Below are 17189 nucleotides of genomic sequence, written 5' to 3'. Positions count from 1 at the left end.
TTTTCACACAGTCTGCCTAGGGTTGGCGTTTTTGTGCAGCGCTTAGCGCATCACTGCGGCTTCTTGCGACCAAAGCCCGGACGCTGGCCGGAGCCGGCCGGTGCGCCGCGGCGCTTGCCCGACGGCTCATCGGCTACCAGTTTCGGGCCAGGGCGCTTGTTCGCCGCTGGCTTGGCTGGACGCTTGGTACTGGCGTTGTCGGCCGGGCGATCCGCTTCGCCACGGTTGCTGCGACCACCGCTTGGCGCTTCGCCACGGGCAGGACGTGGTGTGCGGGGAGCACGTTCACCTTCCTGACGGGACGGTGCGGTTGGGCGGCGCTCACCTTCGATCTGCGGCTCACGGGAGATACGACCGCCAGTGGCCGGTGCATTCAGCGCCGGGCGCAGGGTACGGGCCACGCGCTCGGTACGCGCTACTGGGCGCGAGGACTTGCGCTGCATACGCTCGAGCTTGTCCTTGCTCTTGGCATTCATCTGCGGCATCGCGACCGGCGTCAGGCCAACTTCGGCGCTGAGAATGTCGACTTCGTACTGGCTCATTTCGCGCCAGCGGCCCATCGGCAGGTCGGAGTTGAGGAACACCGGGCCGAAACGCACGCGCTTCAAGCGGCTGACCACCAGGCCCTGGGATTCCCACAGGCGACGCACTTCGCGGTTGCGGCCTTCCATCACCACGCAGTGGTACCAGTGGTTGAAGCCTTCACCGCCTGGGGCCTGCTTGATATCGGTGAACTTGGCCGGGCCGTCTTCCAGCACCACGCCGGCCTTGAGGCGTTCGATCATCTCGTCATCGACTTCACCGCGTACACGCACAGCGTATTCACGGTCCATCTCGTAGGACGGATGCATCAGGCGGTTAGCCAGTTCACCGTCGGTGGTGAACATCAGCAAGCCGGTGGTGTTGATGTCCAGGCGACCGATGTTGATCCAGCGGCCTTCTTTAGGCTTTGGCATCTTGTCGAACACGGTCGGACGGCCTTCCGGGTCGTCACGGGTACAGATCTCGCCATCGGGCTTGTTGTACATGATCACGCGGCGCACCGATTCGGCGGCCTCTTCACGCTTGATCACCTTGCCATCAATGGTGATTGCATCGTGCAGGTCGACGCGCTGGCCGAGGGTGGCCTCGACGCCGTTGACCTTGATGCGCTTCTGGGTGATCCAGGCTTCAACGTCGCGGCGCGAGCCCACACCGATACGCGCCAGCACCTTTTGCAGCTTTTCGCCTGCTGGGCCGATTTCCTGGTCTTTCTGGTCTTGGTCATTCATCGTAAGCACCTCCCGGTGGGTCGATTCAGGCGTGGCCTGAAGGGTATTGAAAGCGGGGCCTTGGCCGAATAGGTCGGCAAGGGGTCGCGAATCATACGCGCATGGCGCGTGTTGCGCATCACAGACTAGTCGATAAAGCCCAAGTCATTTGCTTTTCCGCCGACCGGTGGCGCCGAGGGCCAACAACCGCAGCTCGGCTTCTGCCAATACCGTGCGCTTGTCGGTTTTATCGAGTTTTTTCCAGGCACGGATTTCGCGCTTGCTGCGCCCGCAGCCGACGCAGATGTCGTCGCTGAATTTGCAGATGCTGATGCACGGGTCTTTGGTTGAACTCATTTTTTCTCCCAGACCATCCAGACAATGGAGATCCAATGTGGGAGGGGGCTTGCTCCCGCTAGCGATGGGTCAGTTGTTGCATATGTTGCTGATACACCGCCATCGGGAGCAATCCCCTTCCCACACTAAATCAGCATCAGTCTTCGAGTTGACGGCGTTCGTTTTCGATCGCCTCGGCCAGTGCTCGGGCTTCGTCCTCTTCGTCGCTCAGCGGCGGTTGTTCGAGGGCGGCGACAGCGGCCAGGAGCTTTTCCCGGGCGTCGGCGACGCCGAGGATGTCTTCTTCGACTTCGGGCTCGGGTTCAACGTTCACCTCGGTCTGCGGCTCGTCGGCAGCATCGCGCAATAAATCGTCAAAGTCGGTCTTGATCCCCTGCTCCATATCGTCCAGCTCCAACAATAACGTGTGGAAACTGGTCTCGTCCTTCGGCTCCTCCGGCTCGGCACTGGCATCAGCCAGTTCCTGCAGGCTTTGCGGCACCGGCGCGTCGTCGAAGTCGAGCACCGGCTCGGCTTCCATTTCGCGCAGTTCGGCCAAGGGCGGCAGGTCGTCGAGGTTTTTCAGGTTGAAGTGGTCGAGGAACACCTTGGTGGTGGCGAACATCGCGGGTTTACCCGGCACATCACGGTAACCGACGATGCGGATCCACTCGCGCTCCAGCAGGGTCTTGACGATATGACTGTTGACCGCCACGCCACGCACATCCTCGATTTCACCCCGTGTGATCGGCTGGCGATAGGCGATCAGTGCCATGGTCTCCAGCATCGCCCGGGAATAACGTTGCGGGCGCTCTTCCCACAAACGACCAACCCACGGCGAAAACTTCTCGCGGATCTGCAGGCGATAACCCGAGGCCACTTCGCGCAGTTCAAAGGCACGGCCGTCGCAGGACTTGCGCAGGATCTCCAGGGCTTTCTTGAAGACCGGCGGCTCCGGGCGTTCGGCTTCTTCAAACAGTTCGAACAGGCGCTCCAGGGATTGCGGTTTGCCCGAGGCCAGGAGAAAGGCCTCCAGCAAGGGTGCCAGTTCGCGGGGTTCAGTCAGATTCATCGATTCAGCTCGTTATTCGGCTCGCGCCCGCACGTGGATAGCCGCAAAAGGCTCATTCTGGACCAGCTCCACCAGGGACTCCTTGACCAGCTCGAGGATAGCCATAAAGGTCACCACCACCCCAAGTCGCCCTTCTTCGGCGGTGAACAGCTCGACAAACGGCACAAACCCACCGCCCTTGAGACGCTCCAGTACATCGCTCATACGCTCGCGGGTGGACAGCGCCTCACGGCTGACCTGATGGCTTTCGAACATATCGCCACGGCGCAACACCTCGGCCATGGACATCAGCAATTCTTCCAGGCTCACATCCGGCAGCAATTTACGCGCACGCGCTTCGGGCGCATCGAGCTTGGGCACCACCACATCGCGGCCCACACGGCTCAGGTTGTCGATGCCTTCGGCAGCGGCCTTGAAGCGTTCGTACTCCTGCAAGCGGCGGATCAGTTCGGCGCGCGGGTCATCCTCTTCGGCTTCCACCGTTTCCGAGCGCGGCAGCAGCATGCGCGACTTGATCTCGGCGAGCATGGCGGCCATCACCAGGTACTCGGCAGCCAGTTCCAGGCGCACCGACTGCATCAGCTCGACATACCCCATGTACTGGCGGGTGATTTCCGCCACGGGGATGTCGAGGATATTGATGTTCTGCTTGCGGATCAGATACAGCAGCAAGTCCAGCGGGCCTTCGAAGGCTTCAAGAAACACCTCCAGGGCATCCGGCGGGATGTACAGGTCCAGGGGCATTTCCATCACCGCCTGGCCATACACCATGGCAAACGGCAGTTCCTGCTGGGCGCCGGCCTGGGGGTCAGCGGTTTCCACGGCCGACATTCAGGCCTCGACCATGAACGGTGTGGGGTCGCCACAACCCACGCGCACCACCTCCGGTTCGCCATCGGCGAGGTTGATCACCGTGGAAGCCTTGTTGCCGCCATAACCGCCGTCGATGATCAGGTCGACATGCTTTTCCAGCAGGCGGCGCATTTCGTAAGGGTCGTACAGCGGCTCGGTTTCACCCGGCAGGATCAACGACACGCTCATCAGCGGCTCACCCAGCTCGGCCAACAAAGCCAGGGCTATCGGGTGTTCCGGAACCCGCAGGCCGATGGTGCGCTTCTTCGGGTGCAGCAACAGGCGCGGCACTTCGCGGGTGGCGTTGAGAATAAAGGTATAGGGCCCCGGCGTATGGGCCTTGAGCAGGCGGAAGGTGCCGGTGTCGACCTTGGCGAAAAGCCCCAGTTGGGACAAGTCGCTGCAGATCAGCGCAAAGTTATGCTTGTCATCCAGTTGGCGCAGGCGTCGTACCCGCTCGACCGCGCCCTTGTCGCCGATCTGGCAACCAATGGCATAGGACGAATCAGTCGGGTAGATCACCACGCCGCCAGCGCGGATGATCTCGACGGCCTGTTTAATCAGGCGCGCTTGCGGGTTTTCCGGATGAATCTGGAAGAATTGACTCACGTGTTCTACCTGTTCAGACGGTGGCAATAATGGGGTCATGCTTGAATCGCCCCCACAACAGCGGCAGATCTTCCGGGACCTGGCGAAACTCGCCAATCTCGGACCAGCCGCCTGGGCCATGGAAATCACTGCCGGCACTGACCAGCAGACCAAATTCGCGGGCAAGAACCGCCAGGCTGCCGACCTGTTCGGCAGGTTGATACCCATTGACCACTTCGATCGCGTGGCCGCCCGCTCCAATATAGTCGCTGATCAGCTTGCGACGCTTGCTGCGGGTGAAATCGTAATGCCAGGGATGCGCCAGGCTGACCCAGGCCCCGGAGGCCCGCAGGGTCTCGACGGTGTCTTCCAGGGTCGGCCAATGCAGCTTCACATCGCCCAACTTGCCGGCGCCCAGCCATTTGCGAAAGGCCTCGGCGCGATCCTTGACATAGCCTTCACGCACCATCCAGTCGGCAAAGTGCGGACGGGCCGGCGCGTTGCCGCTGTCGCCCAACTCCTGCTGGATGGCGCGAGCACCGTCCAGGGCACCGGGCATGCCTTTAAGGCTGAGCTTGCGGCTTATTTCTTCGGACCGCAGCCAGCGGCCATCGTGCAATTGGGCGATGGCGGCCACCAGTGGCGGGGCATGCTGGTCGAAGCCGTAGCCGAGCACATGGATGGTGGCACCGCCCCAGGTGCACGACAACTCCACGCCGTTGACCAGTTGCATGCCCAGGGAATTCGCGGCCTCACGGGCTTCATCGAGGCCCTCGAGGGTGTCGTGGTCGGTCAACGACAGGACTCGCACGCCTTTTTCAAACGCCCGCGCAACCAGTACCGCGGGCGCCAAGGCGCCGTCGGAGGCCGTGCTGTGGCAGTGCAAATCAACATTCACGTGGGTATGTAACCTCAAGTCAGCTGGCGCTATCGCAACCAAGGATGTTTGTTATTATGCCGCCACATCCAGCTTCTGGCTCTTACTGTGAAACAATTCATCGACTTCATCCCGCTGTTGCTGTTTTTCATCGTTACCAAACTCGACCCCAGGGTCATCGAAATCGCCGGTCACGAGCTTTCGTTCGGCGGCATCTACAGCGCCACCGCGGTACTGATCATCAGCTCCATCGTGGTCTACGGCGCCATCTTCATCGCCCAGCGCAAGCTGGAAAAAAGCCAATGGCTCACGCTCATCGCCTGCCTGGTCTTCGGCGGCCTGACCCTGGCGTTCCACAGCGAAACCTTCCTTAAATGGAAAGCTCCCGTGGTCAACTGGCTGTTCGCGCTGGTGTTTATCGGCAGTCACTTTATCGGTGACCGCCTGCTGATCAAGCGGATCATGGGCCATGCGCTGACCTTGCCGGAACCGGTATGGGTGCGCCTGAACGTGGCCTGGATCGTGTTTTTCCTGTTCTGCGGTGCCGCCAACCTGTTCGTGGCGTTTACCTTCCAGGACTACTGGGTCGACTTCAAAGTGTTCGGCAGCCTGGGCATGACCGTATTGTTCCTGATCGGCCAGGGTATCTACCTGTCGCGGCACCTGCATGACACCGCCCCTACCACGCCGAAAACCGAGGACTGACATGCTCTACGCCATCATTGCCACTGACGTTGCCAACTCGCTGGAAAAACGCCTGAGCGTGCGCCCGGCCCATGTCGAGCGCCTCAAACAACTGCAGGCCGAAGGCCGAATCGTACTGGCTGGGCCGCATCCTGCGGTAGACAGCAATGAACCGGGCGAGGCCGGTTTCACCGGTAGCTTGATCGTCGCCGAGTTCGCCTCCCTGGCCGACGCCCAGGCCTGGGCCAAGGCAGATCCTTATGTCGCGGCCGGCGTGTACGCCGATGTCGTGATCAAGCCGTTCAAGCAAGTCCTGCCTTGAGCCCGGCGGCGCCGAAGCAAATCGGTTCGGCGTACTGCCAATGGCTCATTATTCCCGGTGACCTGCCGACAACGTTCTGAATATTCGTGTGGAATCAGGAGTTCCGATGCGCTTACGTCAGTTGTGTCTGTTGGCAGTGTTAACGATCGGGGCTACGGCCCACGCTGAAGAGCCCTCGTACAGCGGCGCTTCCGCGCCCTTGTCCTTGAGTGCCGACGCCCAGGTCACCGAGTTGCAGCAACGTTTGAAAGAAAGCGAACGCCAGCGTGAAGCACTGGGCAAGCAACTGCAAAGCGCAGACTCTGCCCGCGAAAGCGCCCAACTGAGTCGCCTGCGCCAGGAGAACCAACGCCTGGCCCAGCAACTCAAAGAGACACAGGGCGGCGCCTTGACCCGCTGGCTGACCGAACAGCAACAGTGGTTCGTCATCGGTGCGACCGTCGCGCTGATCGCCCTATTGTGTGGGATCTTCGCCAGCGGTGGGCACCGTCGCCGTCGACAATGGCTAAATTGAGTGAGTCATGAGCGAGCTGTTACTGATAGATGATGACCAGGAGCTCTGTGAGCTGCTGACCAGTTGGTTGAGCCAGGAAGGTTTCCAGGTGCGCGCCTGCCACGACGGCTTGAGCGCCCGCAAAGCCCTGGCCGAAGCCGCCCCCGCAGCGGTGGTGCTCGATGTGATGCTGCCCGACGGCAGCGGCCTGGAGCTGCTCAAGCAATTGCGCAGCGACCACCCGGAGTTGCCGGTGTTGATGCTCTCGGCCCGGGGCGAGCCCCTGGACCGCATCCTCGGCCTGGAACTGGGAGCCGACGACTACCTGGCCAAGCCCTGCGATCCCCGCGAATTGACGGCGCGCCTGCGTGCCGTATTGCGCCGCAGCCACCCGGCCGCGGTGTCGACCCAGCTGGAACTGGGCGACCTGTGCTTCAGCCCGGTGCGCGGCGTGGTCAGCATCGATGAGCAGGAATTCACCCTCACTGTTTCCGAAAGTCGCCTGCTCGAAGCCCTGTTGCGCCAACCCGGCGAGCCTTTGGACAAACAGGAACTGGCGCAGATCGCCCTGGGCCGCAAGCTGACTCTTTATGATCGCAGCCTGGACATGCACGTCAGCAACCTGCGCAAGAAAATCGGCCCGCACCCGGATGGTCGGCCACGGATCGTCGCGTTGCGCAGTCGCGGGTACTACTACAGCCTCTAGAGGCAGCCTTACCAAATCTTTACCCTCTGCTGACGGCGGCTGACCTTGATCTCCCTAATCTACTCACATCCGGACTCACCGGAATAGAGACAGGAGAATCACCATGCGCAAGACCCTTATCGCTTTGATGCTCGCCGCTGCCCTGCCTACCGTAGCCATGGCCATGCCAGAGGGCCCAGGCCCGATGGGCGAACCTTCCGGCCACATGATGGGTGGCCCGGGCCACGGTGGTGAACATGGTCCGCGTGGCAAAGGTGGCCCGTTCAGTCAACTGGACCTGAGCAAGGAACAACGCGAACAGATCCGCAAGCTCATGGGTGACCAATGGCACGCTCGCAAAGACCTGGTCAAGAAGTACCTGGACAAACTGCCGGCCGCTGACCAGAAAGCCATGCAGGACGAAATCGCCGCCGGCAAGCAGAAAACCCAGGCCGATATCCGCGCCGTGCTCAAGCCCGACCAACAGAAGAAGTACGACGAGATCGTCAAGAAGCAAACCGAGCGCCGCGCCGAGTGGAAGGAATTCCAGGCCTGGAAAGCCCAGAAGGCGCAAAAAGCGCAATAATGCGCGAACGTAATGCCTACAGCCCAGTGGTTCACACCGCTGGGCTTTGCCTGTTTGAGGGTTTCCTGTGCGTTCATTGTTCTGGCGTATCCTGGCAAGTTTCTGGCTGGCCATCGCCCTGGTTGCCGGCTTGTCGATCCTGCTCGGGCATATGCTCAATCAGGACGCCTGGATTCTCAGCCGTCATCCCGGCCTCAACAACCTGGCGCAGGAATGGACCCAACTCTACGAAGCCCAGGGCGAGGACGCTGCCCAGGACTTGCTGCAACAACGCAAACGCCAGTACCACATCGACGTGCAAGTGCTCAACGAAAGCGGCGAGCCGGTGGTGCGTGGCACCTTCCCGCGCCGCGCCGCGGCCTTCGAGGCCCGGCAGAATGACAGCAAGGACGGCCACCTGCCCTGGCGGCGTCTGACGGCCGAATACACCAGCGACAAAACCGGCGACACCTACCTGTTGATCTACCGCATCCCCCATCCGGAGCTGGATGCCTGGCACCGTAGCAGCCTGTTATGGCCGTTCAGTGCCCTGGCGATTGCCCTGGTGGTGCTGACCCTGTTCAGCCTGCTGGTGACGCTGTCCATCACCCGCCCACTCAGCCGCCTGCGCGGCGCTGTGCATGACCTGGGGCAAGCCACCTATCAGCAAAACAGCCTGGCGCAATTGGCCAATCGGCGTGATGAGTTCGGTGTGTTGGCCACCGACTTCAACCGCATGGGTGCGCGCCTGCAAAGCCTGATCGGCAGCCAGCGCCAGTTGCTGCGTGACGTGTCCCACGAACTACGCTCGCCGCTGGCGCGCTTGCGTATCGCCCTGGCCCTGGCCGAACGGGCCAGCCCCGAAGAACGGGAGAAACTCTGGCCACGCCTGACCCGCGAATGCGACCGCCTGGAAGCCTTGATCAGCGAGATCCTGGTACTGGCGCGGGTCGATGCCGACAACGCCAGCGCCGAAGACATCGACCTCGACCCGCTTCTCAAGACCCTGCAAAAGGACGCCCAGCTCAGCGCGCCAGACCAGATGGTGCACCTCAACACCGAAGCCGACCTGCACCTCAAAGGCTGGCCGACCATGATCGAACGCGCCGTGGATAACCTGCTGCGCAATGCCCAACGCTTCAACCCCGTCGGCCAACCGATTGAATTGCAGGCCCAGCACCAAGGCGGGCGCATTCTGATCAGCGTGCGTGACCACGGCCCCGGCGTTGAAGCCGAGCACTTGAGCCAACTGGGCGAGCCGTTCTACCGCGCCCCCGGCCAGGTTGCCCAGGGACATGGGCTGGGGCTGGCCATCGCCCGTCGCGCCGCCGAGCGCCATGGCGGCAACCTGATCCTGGCCAATCACCCTGACGGCGGTTTTGTCGCCAGTATCGATCTGCCGCTGGAACCCGGCGTTGTCACAGCCGTGTGAAGATCTTCTATAGTGGCCCTTCTCTTACGGAGGGCCTTTGATGACTGACCTGCTGACTCCCATCCAAGCCGCACTCGATTTACCACACGCAGCGATAGCCATGACCGAAACCGGGGCCCTGCCCTCGGCCTTCGCCGTCACCGACCTGGCCGCTGCCAGCATCGGCGCCGCCGGCCAGGCCATCGCCCAGTTGCTCCATCAGCAGACCGGGCGCTTGCCCAATGTCAGCGTGGACCGGCGCCTGGCCTCCTTGTGGTTCTCTTCTTCAATTCGCCCGGTGGGTTGGCAAGTGCCGCCGCTGTGGGACTCGGTGGCCGGTGACTACGCCAGCACCGACGGCTGGATTCGCTTGCATACCAACGCGCCCCATCACCGTGCCGCGGCAGAGCGGGTGCTGGGGCCCGTGGCCGACCGCGCCGAAATGGCAACCAAAGTCGCGGCATGGAACGCCGCCGAACTGGAGCAGGCCATTGTCGACGCCGGCGGTTGTGCCGCGCAGATGCGTGGGTGGCAAGCCTGGCAGCAGCATCCACAAGGCTTGGCAGTGAATGCCGAAGAGCTGGTAAAGCGCCAGGTTTTCGAAAGCCGCACCGACAAACCCTGGCTCGGTTCGCCTGCGCGCCCGCTGGCCGGTATCAAGGTGCTGGACTTGACCCGCGTATTGGCCGGCCCGGTGGCCAGTCGTTTCCTCGCCGGGTTGGGTGCGGATGTACTGCGCATCGATTCGCCGACCTGGAACGAACCCGGCGTGGTGCCGGAAATGACCCTGGGCAAACGCTGCGCCCGCCTTGACTTGAAAAGCCCCGAAGGCCGACAGGTATTCGAAGCCCTGCTTAAGGATGCTGACGTGCTGTTCCATGGTTACCGCGCCGATGCCCTGGAACGACTGGGATACACCCCAGGCGAACGACAAGACCTCGCCCCCGGGCTGATCGACGTCAGCCTCAACGCCTACGGCTGGAGCGGCCCATGGCGTAACCGTCGCGGCTTCGACAGCCTGGTACAGATGAGCAGCGGCATTGCCGAGGCGGGCATGGCCTGGAAGCAGGCGGATAAACCCGTGCCGCTGCCAGTGCAGGCGCTGGATCACGCCACCGGCTACCTGATGGCTGCCAGTGCGATCCGGGCCTTGGGCGAACGCCTGGCATCCGGCCGCGGTGGCTCGGCGCGCTTGTCATTGGCGCGTACGGCGAAGTTGCTGGTGGATGCAGGACACGTGCCGGGACAAGCGGCGTTGCGTGCCGAAGATCCAAGCGATCAAGGGCTGGTGGTGGAGCAGACGGCGTGGGGGCAGGCCCATCGGTTGCTGGCGCCGCTGAGCATCAGTGGCACGCCGTTGCAGTGGGATTTGCCGGCGGGGGAGTTGGGCGCGCACCGGCCTCAGTGGTGATTAATACACTGTAGGAGCGAGCTTGCTCGCGAAGGTCGCCAACGATAACGCGGGAAACCTGACACCCAGCGGCGATCTAAGGTTTTTCGCGCGCAAGCTCGCTCCTACAGGGTTGTCCACAGATGCTGCGCCGCATATGCCCTCAATGGTCGCCACGCCTCGGCCCGGGCCAGCAACTGCCGCGCCGACACCGGCCCACCCTCCAGCGCCGCCAGCGCATTGATCAAACCGATATCCCCAGATGCAAACGCATCCGCCTCGCGCAACTGGCGCATGGCGATGTACTGCGCGGTCCAGTCGCCAATCCCCGGCAACACCACCAACCGCGCAACGCCGTCCTTGAGGCTGGCCTTGGGTTGGAACACCCGCGGGTCATCCAACACTGCCTGGGCCACGGCAGACAAGGTACGACCTCGCGCCTTGGGCATGCCCAGGGTCGCCAGGTCCGCCGCCGCCAGCACTTCGGGTGTCGGGAACACATGAGTGATACCGGCGTATGGGGTGTGCAGCGGCTGGCCATACTGCGCCACCAGCTTGCCCGCCAGGCGAATGGCCGCCACCACAGTGATCTGCTGGCCCAGCACCGCACGAATCGCCAGCTCCAACCCGTCCCAGGTCCCGGGCACGCGAAGGCCAGGACGGGCCGCGACCAGTTGCGCCATCAACGGGTCGTCAGCCAAGTGGGCATTAATCAACTTGGGCTGGGCATCCAGGTCGAACATGGCCCGCAGACGTCGCTCGATCTCGGGCAGCGCCGCCGCGTCAGGAAACGCGACATCCGCCGCCAGCCAATCACCCGCGCCGGGCGCCACGCTGAGCCAACCCTGTTGCCCGTTCACGCTGATGCTGCGCCGGTACACGCCGGCCTCAACGGTTTCTAATCCATTGATGGCTCGAGCTGACAGAAACGCCAACATTGCCGCCCAATCGTAGGGCGGCTGATACGCCAATCTCACAACGACAATACCCCGCTATACAACCCGTATGCCGCCAACCCGGCGCCCGCGATCACGCAGCTGAAAATGCCTTTTTCCACGTGGGTAAACAAGGGTTGACCTTGCTCGCGCTTGGCCTGGGCGAAAAGGATCACACCCGGGGCATACAGCAGCGCCGACAGCAGCAAATACTTCAAGCCCCCGGCGTACAACAGCCATACCGCATAGCCGAGGGCAATCAGCCCCACTGCCAAATCTTTCATGCGCTGGCGCGGGGCGCCGGCATAGGTCTCACCGCGCCCGCTCAACAACACCGCATAGGCCGCCGACCACAGGTAGGGCACCAGGATCATCGACGACGCCAGGTAGATCAGGGTGGTGTAGGTGCTGGCCGAAAACAACGTAATCACCAGGAACGCCTGGATCATCACATTAGTCAGCCACAGCGCGTTAACGGGCACCTGATTGGCATTTTCCTTTTTCAGGAACGCCGGCATGGTCTTGTCATGGGCAGTGGCATAGAGGATTTCCGCGCAGAGCAGCGCCCATGAAAGCAACGCCCCGAGCAGCGAAACCGCCAGGCCGATGCTGATCAATACCGCGCCCCAGGGCCCGACGATGTGTTCCAGCACGCCCGCCAGGGAAGGGTTCTGCAACTGCGCCAATTGCGGCTGACTCATGATGCCCAGGGACAGCACATTCACCAGCACCAACAGCGCCAGCACGCCCAGGAAACCAATCACCGTGGCGCGGCCTACATCCGAGCGTTTCTCGGCCCGCGCCGAGTACACGCTGGCGCCTTCGATGCCGATAAACACAAACACCGTAACCAGCATCATGTGGCGCACCTGCTCGACCACGCTGCCCATCTGCGGGTTACCCAGGCCCCAGATGTCGCGGGTGAAGATATCCGCCTTGAACGCGACGGCGGCGATCGCGATAAACATCAACAGCGGCACAATCTTCGCCACCGTGGTGACCTGGTTGATAAACGCCGCCTCCTTGATCCCGCGCAGCACCAGGAAATGCACCGCCCACAGCAACAGTGACGCACAACCGATGGCCAGCGGTGTATTGCCCTGGCCGAACGCCGGGAAAAAGTAACCCAGGGTGCTGAACAGCAACACGAAATAACCGACGTTGCCCATCCACGCGCTGATCCAGTAACCCCAGGCGGACGAGAACCCCATGTAATCGCCAAAACCGGCCTTGGCGTAGGCGTACACGCCGGAGTCCAGTTCCGGTTTGCGATTGGCCAGGGTCTGGAACACAAAGGCCAGGGTCAACATGCCGACTGCCGTGATTGCCCAGCCAATCAGCACGGCGCCCACTTCTGCACGGGCCGCCATGTTTTGCGGGAGCGAGAAGATCCCGCCGCCAATCATCGAACCCACGACCAAGGCGATCAGGGCACTGAGCCGAAGTTTCTGGGCTGGTTGGGACATGCAGGTTCCTCACAATAAAAGTTTGAGCCGACCACTGCGCACTCAACTAATTCAATTTAGTGACACTAACGCTTCATAACATAAGTGCATGTAAACGCGAGAAGTTTAGGCTTATTTAGAATTTAAATAAGTCAATTATGAAGCGTTCGTCAGACGCCGTACAAAAAGTTTGCACATCCGCAAATACGAACTAGCGTCAACCACCATGTCCCAGACGAAATGATTAACCACATCGGAAGAGCCCGCTCTAGCAAGCGCCCTCCCGCGGACTGCGTCGCCCAGCAACTTATGCCCCTAAGTCGCTAATTCACAATGGAATGTGCCAATGAAGTGATCTGAGTCAGCTGTTTGATTGGCGCACGGAATTATTCTGTGATCTCTCTTCTCCTGCATTGGAGTCACGCAATGTCTGATTCTCCCGGAAAACTTAGGCTTGGTGCGCTGGTTGCACTTGTCGTGGGCTCAATGATTGGCGGCGGGATCTTCTCGCTGCCGCAAAACATGGCAGCCAGTGCCGACGTAGGCGCAGTTTTGATTGGCTGGGTAATTACCGCCATCGGCATGCTGACCCTCGCATTCGTCTTCCAGACCCTCGCCAACCGCAAGCCTGACCTCGACGGCGGTGTGTACGCCTACGCCAAGGCCGGTTTCGGCGACTACATGGGTTTCTCATCCGCCTGGGGTTACTGGATCAGTGCCTGGCTGGGCAACGTGGGGTACTTCGTACTCTTGTTCAGCACCCTCGGCTACTTCTTCCCGATCTTTGGCGAAGGCAACACGCCAGCGGCGGTGATTGGTGCATCGGTGCTGCTGTGGGCTGTGCATTTTCTGGTGCTGCGCGGGATCAAGGAAGCGGCGTTCATCAACCTGGTCACCACCGTGGCCAAGGTCGTACCGCTGCTGCTGTTCGTACTCATCGCACTGTTCGCGTTCAAGCTGGATATCTTCACCGCTGACATCTGGGGTGTGAAAAACCCCGACCTGGGCAGCGTGATGAACCAGGTGCGCAACATGATGCTGGTCACCGTGTGGGTGTTTATCGGTATCGAAGGCGCGAGCATCTTCTCCTCCCGTGCGGAGAAACGCAGCGACGTGGGCAAGGCCACCGTGATCGGTTTTATCACCGTGCTGCTGTTCCTGATGCTGGTGAACGTGCTGTCCCTGGGGATCATGACCCAGCCGGAACTGGCCAAGCTGCAAAACCCGTCGATGGCCGCGGTGCTCGAGCACGTGGTGGGCCACTGGGGCGCGGTGCTGATCAGCGTCGGCTTGATCATTTCGCTGCTGGGCGCGTTGCTGTCCTGGGTGCTGCTGTGTGCGGAGATCATGTTTGCCGCCGCCAAGGACCACACCATGCCGGAGTTCCTGCGTAAGGAAAACGCCAACCACGTGCCGGTCAATGCCCTGTGGCTGACCAACGCGATGGTACAGATCTTCCTGGTGATCACGCTGTTTTCCGCCAGCACCTACCTGTCGCTGATCTACCTCGCCACCTCGATGATCCTGGTGCCTTACCTGTGGTCGGCGGCCTACGCCCTGCTGCTGGCGGTGCGTGGGGAAACCTACGAAAACGCCCTCAAGGAGCGCAAGAAAGACCTGTTCATCGGCGCCGTCGCGCTGATCTACGCGATCTGGCTGCTCTACGCCGGCGGCACCAAGTACCTGCTGCTCTCTGCCCTGCTCTATGCCCCCGGCGCGATCCTGTTCGCCAAGGCCAAGCGTGAACTGGGCAAACCGATTTTCACCAACGTCGAGAAGCTGATTTTCGCCGCAGTGGTCATTGGCGCCCTGGTGGCGGCCTATGGGCTCTACGACGGCTTCCTGACTCTGTAATTGTATGTTCACTGGAGGATTTGTAATGACCACGGAAAAAGTTAAGTACGGCGTACATTCCGAAGCCGGCAAACTGCGCAAAGTCATGGTGTGCTCCCCAGGCTTGGCCCACCAGCGGCTGACCCCCAATAACTGCGACGAACTGCTGTTCGATGACGTGCTGTGGGTGGCACAGGCCAAGCGCGACCATTTCGACTTCGTGACCAAGATGCGCGAGCGGGATATTGATGTGCTGGAAATGCACAACCTGCTCACCGACATCGTCGCCATCCCCGAAGCCCTGGACTGGATCCTGGAGCGCAAGATCACCGCCAACACCGTGGGCCTGGGCCTGGTCGATGAGGTCGGCTCGTGGCTGCGCAGCCTGGAGCCGCGCAAGATCACCGAGTTCCTGATTGGTGGTGTGTCGGCCGATGACCTGCCGAGCAGCTTCGGTGGCAGGACCATCGAGATGTTCCGCGACTTCCTCGGCCACGCCAGCTTCATCCTGCCGCCGCTGCCCAACACCCAGTTCACCCGCGATACCACCTGCTGGATCTACGGCGGTGTAACGCTTAACCCGATGTACTGGCCGGCGCGACGCCAGGAAACCCTGCTGGCCTCCGCCATCTACAAGTTCCATCCGGAATTCACCAACGCCGACTTCCAGATCTGGTACGGCGACCCCGACCAAGAACACGGCGCCGCCACATTAGAAGGCGGTGACGTCATGCCGATTGGCAACGGCGTGGTGTTGATCGGCATGGGCGAGCGTTCGTCCCACCAGGCCATCGGCCAACTGGCGCGCAACCTGTTCAAGAACAACGCCGTTGAGCGGGTGATCGTTGCCGGCCTGCCGAAATCCCGCGCAGCCATGCACCTGGACACCGTGTTCAGCTTCTGCGACCGCGACCTGGTGACCGTCTTCCCGGAAGTGGTCAACCAGATCGTGCCGTTCACCCTGCGCCCTGACGACAGCAAGCCCCACGGCATCGATATCCAACGCGAGACCACCAACTTCCTCGATACCGTCGCCGCAGCCCTCAACCTCAAGGCCCTGCGCGTGGTCGAGACCGGCGGCAACAGCTTCGCCGCCGAACGCGAGCAGTGGGATGACGGCAATAACGTGGTGGCTGTAGAGCCTGGCGTGGTGATCGGCTACGACCGCAACACCTACACCAATACCCTGCTGCGCAAGGCCGGTGTGGAAGTCATCACCATCAGCGCCGGTGAGCTGGGCCGTGGCCGTGGCGGCGGCCACTGCATGACCTGCCCGATCATCCGCGACCCTATCGACTATTAAGGAGATTCCATCATGGCTTTCAATATGCGCAACCGCAGCCTGCTGTCGCTGATGCACCACACCACTCGTGAGCTGAACTACCTGCTGGACCTGTCCCGCGACCTCAAGCGCGCCAAATACACCGGCACTGAGCGTCCGCACCTGCAAGGCAAGAACATTGCGTTGATCTTCGAAAAAACCTCGACCCGCACCCGCTGCGCCTTCGAAGTCGCGGCCCATGACCAGGGCGCCCACGTCACCTACATCGACCCGGTGTCATCGCAGATCGGCCACAAAGAAAGCATGAAAGACACCGCCCGCGTCCTGGGCCGGATGTTCGATGCCATCGAGTACCGTGGTTTTGAGCAGGAAATCGTCGAAGAGCTGGCCAAGTTCGCCGGTGTGCCAGTGTTCAACGGCCTCACCGCCGAATTCCACCCGACCCAGATGATCGCCGACACCCTGACCATGCGCGAACACAGCGACAAGCCGCTGCATGACATCAGCTACGCCTACCTCGGTGACGCACGCTACAACATGGGTAACTCGTTACTGATGATCGGCGCCAAGCTCGGCATGGACGTGCGCATCGGCGCTCCGAAAGCGCTGTGGCCGCACGACGATTTCATCAAGCAATGCCAAGCGTTTGCCGAGGAAAGCGGCGCACGCATCACCATTACCGAAGACCCTGCCGAAGCGGTCAAGGGCGTGGACTTTATCCACACCGATATCTGGGTGTCGATGGGCGAGCCAGTGGAAGCCTGGGACGAGCGTATCGAGCAACTGCTGCCCTACCAGGTCAACGCCAAGATGATGAAAGCCTCGGGCAACCCCCGGGTGAAATTCATGCACTGCCTGCCGGCGTTCCATAACAGCGAAACCAAGGTTGGCAAGGACATCGCAGCGCGGTATCCGCACCTGGCCAACGGTGTGGAGGTAACCGAGGAAGTGTTCGAGTCGCCAGCCAACATTGCCTTTGAGCAGGCGGAAAACCGCATGCATACCATCAAGGCGATTCTGGTGTCGGCACTGGCGGATATCTAACTCTCACTGTCGGAACAGGGTTCAAAAATGTGGGAGGGGGCTTGCTCCCGATAGCGGTGGCTCAGCTATAGATAAATTGACTGTCCCGCCGCCATCGGGAGCAAGCCCCCTCACACATTGGGCTC

Annotated in this window: 18 protein-coding genes; 10 read left to right on the top strand and 8 right to left on the bottom strand. The window is 61.6% G+C overall.

Annotation, left to right across the window (positions count from 1 at the left end):
• Window positions 1-50 precede the first annotated feature (50 nt).
• The 6 genes from rluB to KVH01_RS15255 form a co-directional block, all read right to left on the bottom strand.
• On the bottom strand, window positions 51-1271 hold the full coding sequence (rluB, locus tag KVH01_RS15280) for a 23S rRNA pseudouridine(2605) synthase RluB (protein WP_043049064.1): 1221 nt from the start codon (window positions 1269-1271) through the stop codon (window positions 51-53).
• Window positions 1272-1415: 144 nt separating this feature from the next.
• The gene (locus KVH01_RS15275) at window positions 1416-1607 is read right to left on the bottom strand and encodes a DUF1289 domain-containing protein (RefSeq protein ID WP_043049065.1); all 192 of its coding nucleotides are present in this window, start codon (window positions 1605-1607) and stop codon (window positions 1416-1418) included.
• Window positions 1608-1743: 136 nt separating this feature from the next.
• Window positions 1744-2658 (bottom strand): SMC-Scp complex subunit ScpB, encoded by a 915-nt coding sequence (gene scpB, locus KVH01_RS15270; RefSeq protein ID WP_032879731.1) that lies wholly within the window; start codon window positions 2656-2658, stop codon window positions 1744-1746.
• Window positions 2659-2670: 12 nt separating this feature from the next.
• Complete coding sequence (locus tag KVH01_RS15265; RefSeq protein WP_172833438.1) at window positions 2671-3369, bottom strand: segregation and condensation protein A; 699 nt, start codon at window positions 3367-3369, stop codon at window positions 2671-2673.
• Window positions 3370-3489: 120 nt separating this feature from the next.
• The gene (locus KVH01_RS15260) at window positions 3490-4119 is read right to left on the bottom strand and encodes an L-threonylcarbamoyladenylate synthase (protein WP_034115727.1); all 630 of its coding nucleotides are present in this window, start codon (window positions 4117-4119) and stop codon (window positions 3490-3492) included.
• Window positions 4120-4132: 13 nt separating this feature from the next.
• Window positions 4133-4996, bottom strand: coding sequence for a PHP domain-containing protein (locus tag KVH01_RS15255; protein ID WP_124412963.1), 864 nt, complete (start codon window positions 4994-4996; stop codon window positions 4133-4135).
• A gap of 87 nt (window positions 4997-5083) precedes the next feature.
• Between KVH01_RS15255 and KVH01_RS15250 the strand changes: the two genes are divergently transcribed.
• From KVH01_RS15250 to KVH01_RS15220, 7 genes are all read left to right on the top strand, one after another.
• Window positions 5084-5680: a septation protein A gene (locus KVH01_RS15250; RefSeq protein ID WP_043049069.1), complete on the top strand. Its 597-nt coding sequence runs from the start codon at window positions 5084-5086 to the stop codon at window positions 5678-5680.
• A gap of 1 nt (window position 5681) precedes the next feature.
• Complete coding sequence (locus KVH01_RS15245; RefSeq protein WP_043049070.1) at window positions 5682-5981, top strand: YciI family protein; 300 nt, start codon at window positions 5682-5684, stop codon at window positions 5979-5981.
• Window positions 5982-6087: 106 nt separating this feature from the next.
• Window positions 6088-6495, top strand: coding sequence for a translation initiation factor 2 (locus KVH01_RS15240; protein ID WP_217881946.1), 408 nt, complete (start codon window positions 6088-6090; stop codon window positions 6493-6495).
• Window positions 6496-6502: 7 nt separating this feature from the next.
• Window positions 6503-7180, top strand: coding sequence for a response regulator transcription factor (locus KVH01_RS15235; RefSeq protein WP_043049073.1), 678 nt, complete (start codon window positions 6503-6505; stop codon window positions 7178-7180).
• Between the two features lie 103 nt (window positions 7181-7283).
• Window positions 7284-7745 carry an LTXXQ domain protein gene (locus KVH01_RS15230; protein WP_043049075.1) on the top strand — a complete coding sequence of 154 codons (462 nt, stop codon included), beginning with the start codon at window positions 7284-7286 and terminating at the stop codon, window positions 7743-7745.
• 67 nt (window positions 7746-7812) lie between these two features.
• On the top strand, window positions 7813-9156 hold the full coding sequence (locus KVH01_RS15225) for a sensor histidine kinase (protein WP_043049077.1): 1344 nt from the start codon (window positions 7813-7815) through the stop codon (window positions 9154-9156).
• A gap of 40 nt (window positions 9157-9196) precedes the next feature.
• The gene (locus KVH01_RS15220; protein ID WP_217881945.1) at window positions 9197-10546 is read left to right on the top strand and encodes a CoA transferase; all 1350 of its coding nucleotides are present in this window, start codon (window positions 9197-9199) and stop codon (window positions 10544-10546) included.
• A 104-nt stretch (window positions 10547-10650) separates the two neighbouring features.
• Here the strand turns inward: KVH01_RS15220 and KVH01_RS15215 are convergent, their stop codons facing one another.
• Window positions 10651-11502, bottom strand: coding sequence for a DNA-3-methyladenine glycosylase family protein (locus KVH01_RS15215; protein WP_217881944.1), 852 nt, complete (start codon window positions 11500-11502; stop codon window positions 10651-10653).
• Window positions 11499-12926: an arginine-ornithine antiporter gene (gene arcD / locus KVH01_RS15210; protein WP_217881943.1), complete on the bottom strand. Its 1428-nt coding sequence runs from the start codon at window positions 12924-12926 to the stop codon at window positions 11499-11501. Before arcD (KVH01_RS15210) ends, KVH01_RS15215 begins: the two co-directional genes overlap by 4 nt.
• Before the next feature lie 405 nt (window positions 12927-13331).
• On the opposite strand from arcD (KVH01_RS15210), the gene arcD (KVH01_RS15205) reads away from it, so the two are divergent.
• The 3 genes from arcD (KVH01_RS15205) to KVH01_RS15195 are packed head-to-tail and all read left to right on the top strand — an operon-like array spanning window position 13332 to window position 17064.
• Window positions 13332-14759, top strand: a complete 1428-nt coding sequence (gene arcD, locus KVH01_RS15205) for an arginine-ornithine antiporter (RefSeq protein ID WP_032879725.1) — start codon at window positions 13332-13334, stop codon at window positions 14757-14759.
• Window positions 14760-14784: 25 nt separating this feature from the next.
• Window positions 14785-16041, top strand: a complete 1257-nt coding sequence (arcA, locus tag KVH01_RS15200) for an arginine deiminase (RefSeq protein WP_043049082.1) — start codon at window positions 14785-14787, stop codon at window positions 16039-16041.
• 12 nt (window positions 16042-16053) lie between these two features.
• Window positions 16054-17064, top strand: a complete 1011-nt coding sequence (locus KVH01_RS15195) for an ornithine carbamoyltransferase (RefSeq protein WP_043049084.1) — start codon at window positions 16054-16056, stop codon at window positions 17062-17064.
• Window positions 17065-17189 lie beyond the last annotated feature (125 nt).

This window comes from Pseudomonas khavaziana (assembly GCF_019145205.1).
In the GTDB taxonomy this organism is placed as follows: domain Bacteria; phylum Pseudomonadota; class Gammaproteobacteria; order Pseudomonadales; family Pseudomonadaceae; genus Aquipseudomonas; species Aquipseudomonas khavaziana.
The sequence above is the reverse complement of the archived record's forward strand: the minus strand, read 5'-3'. Positions and strand labels throughout refer to the sequence as shown.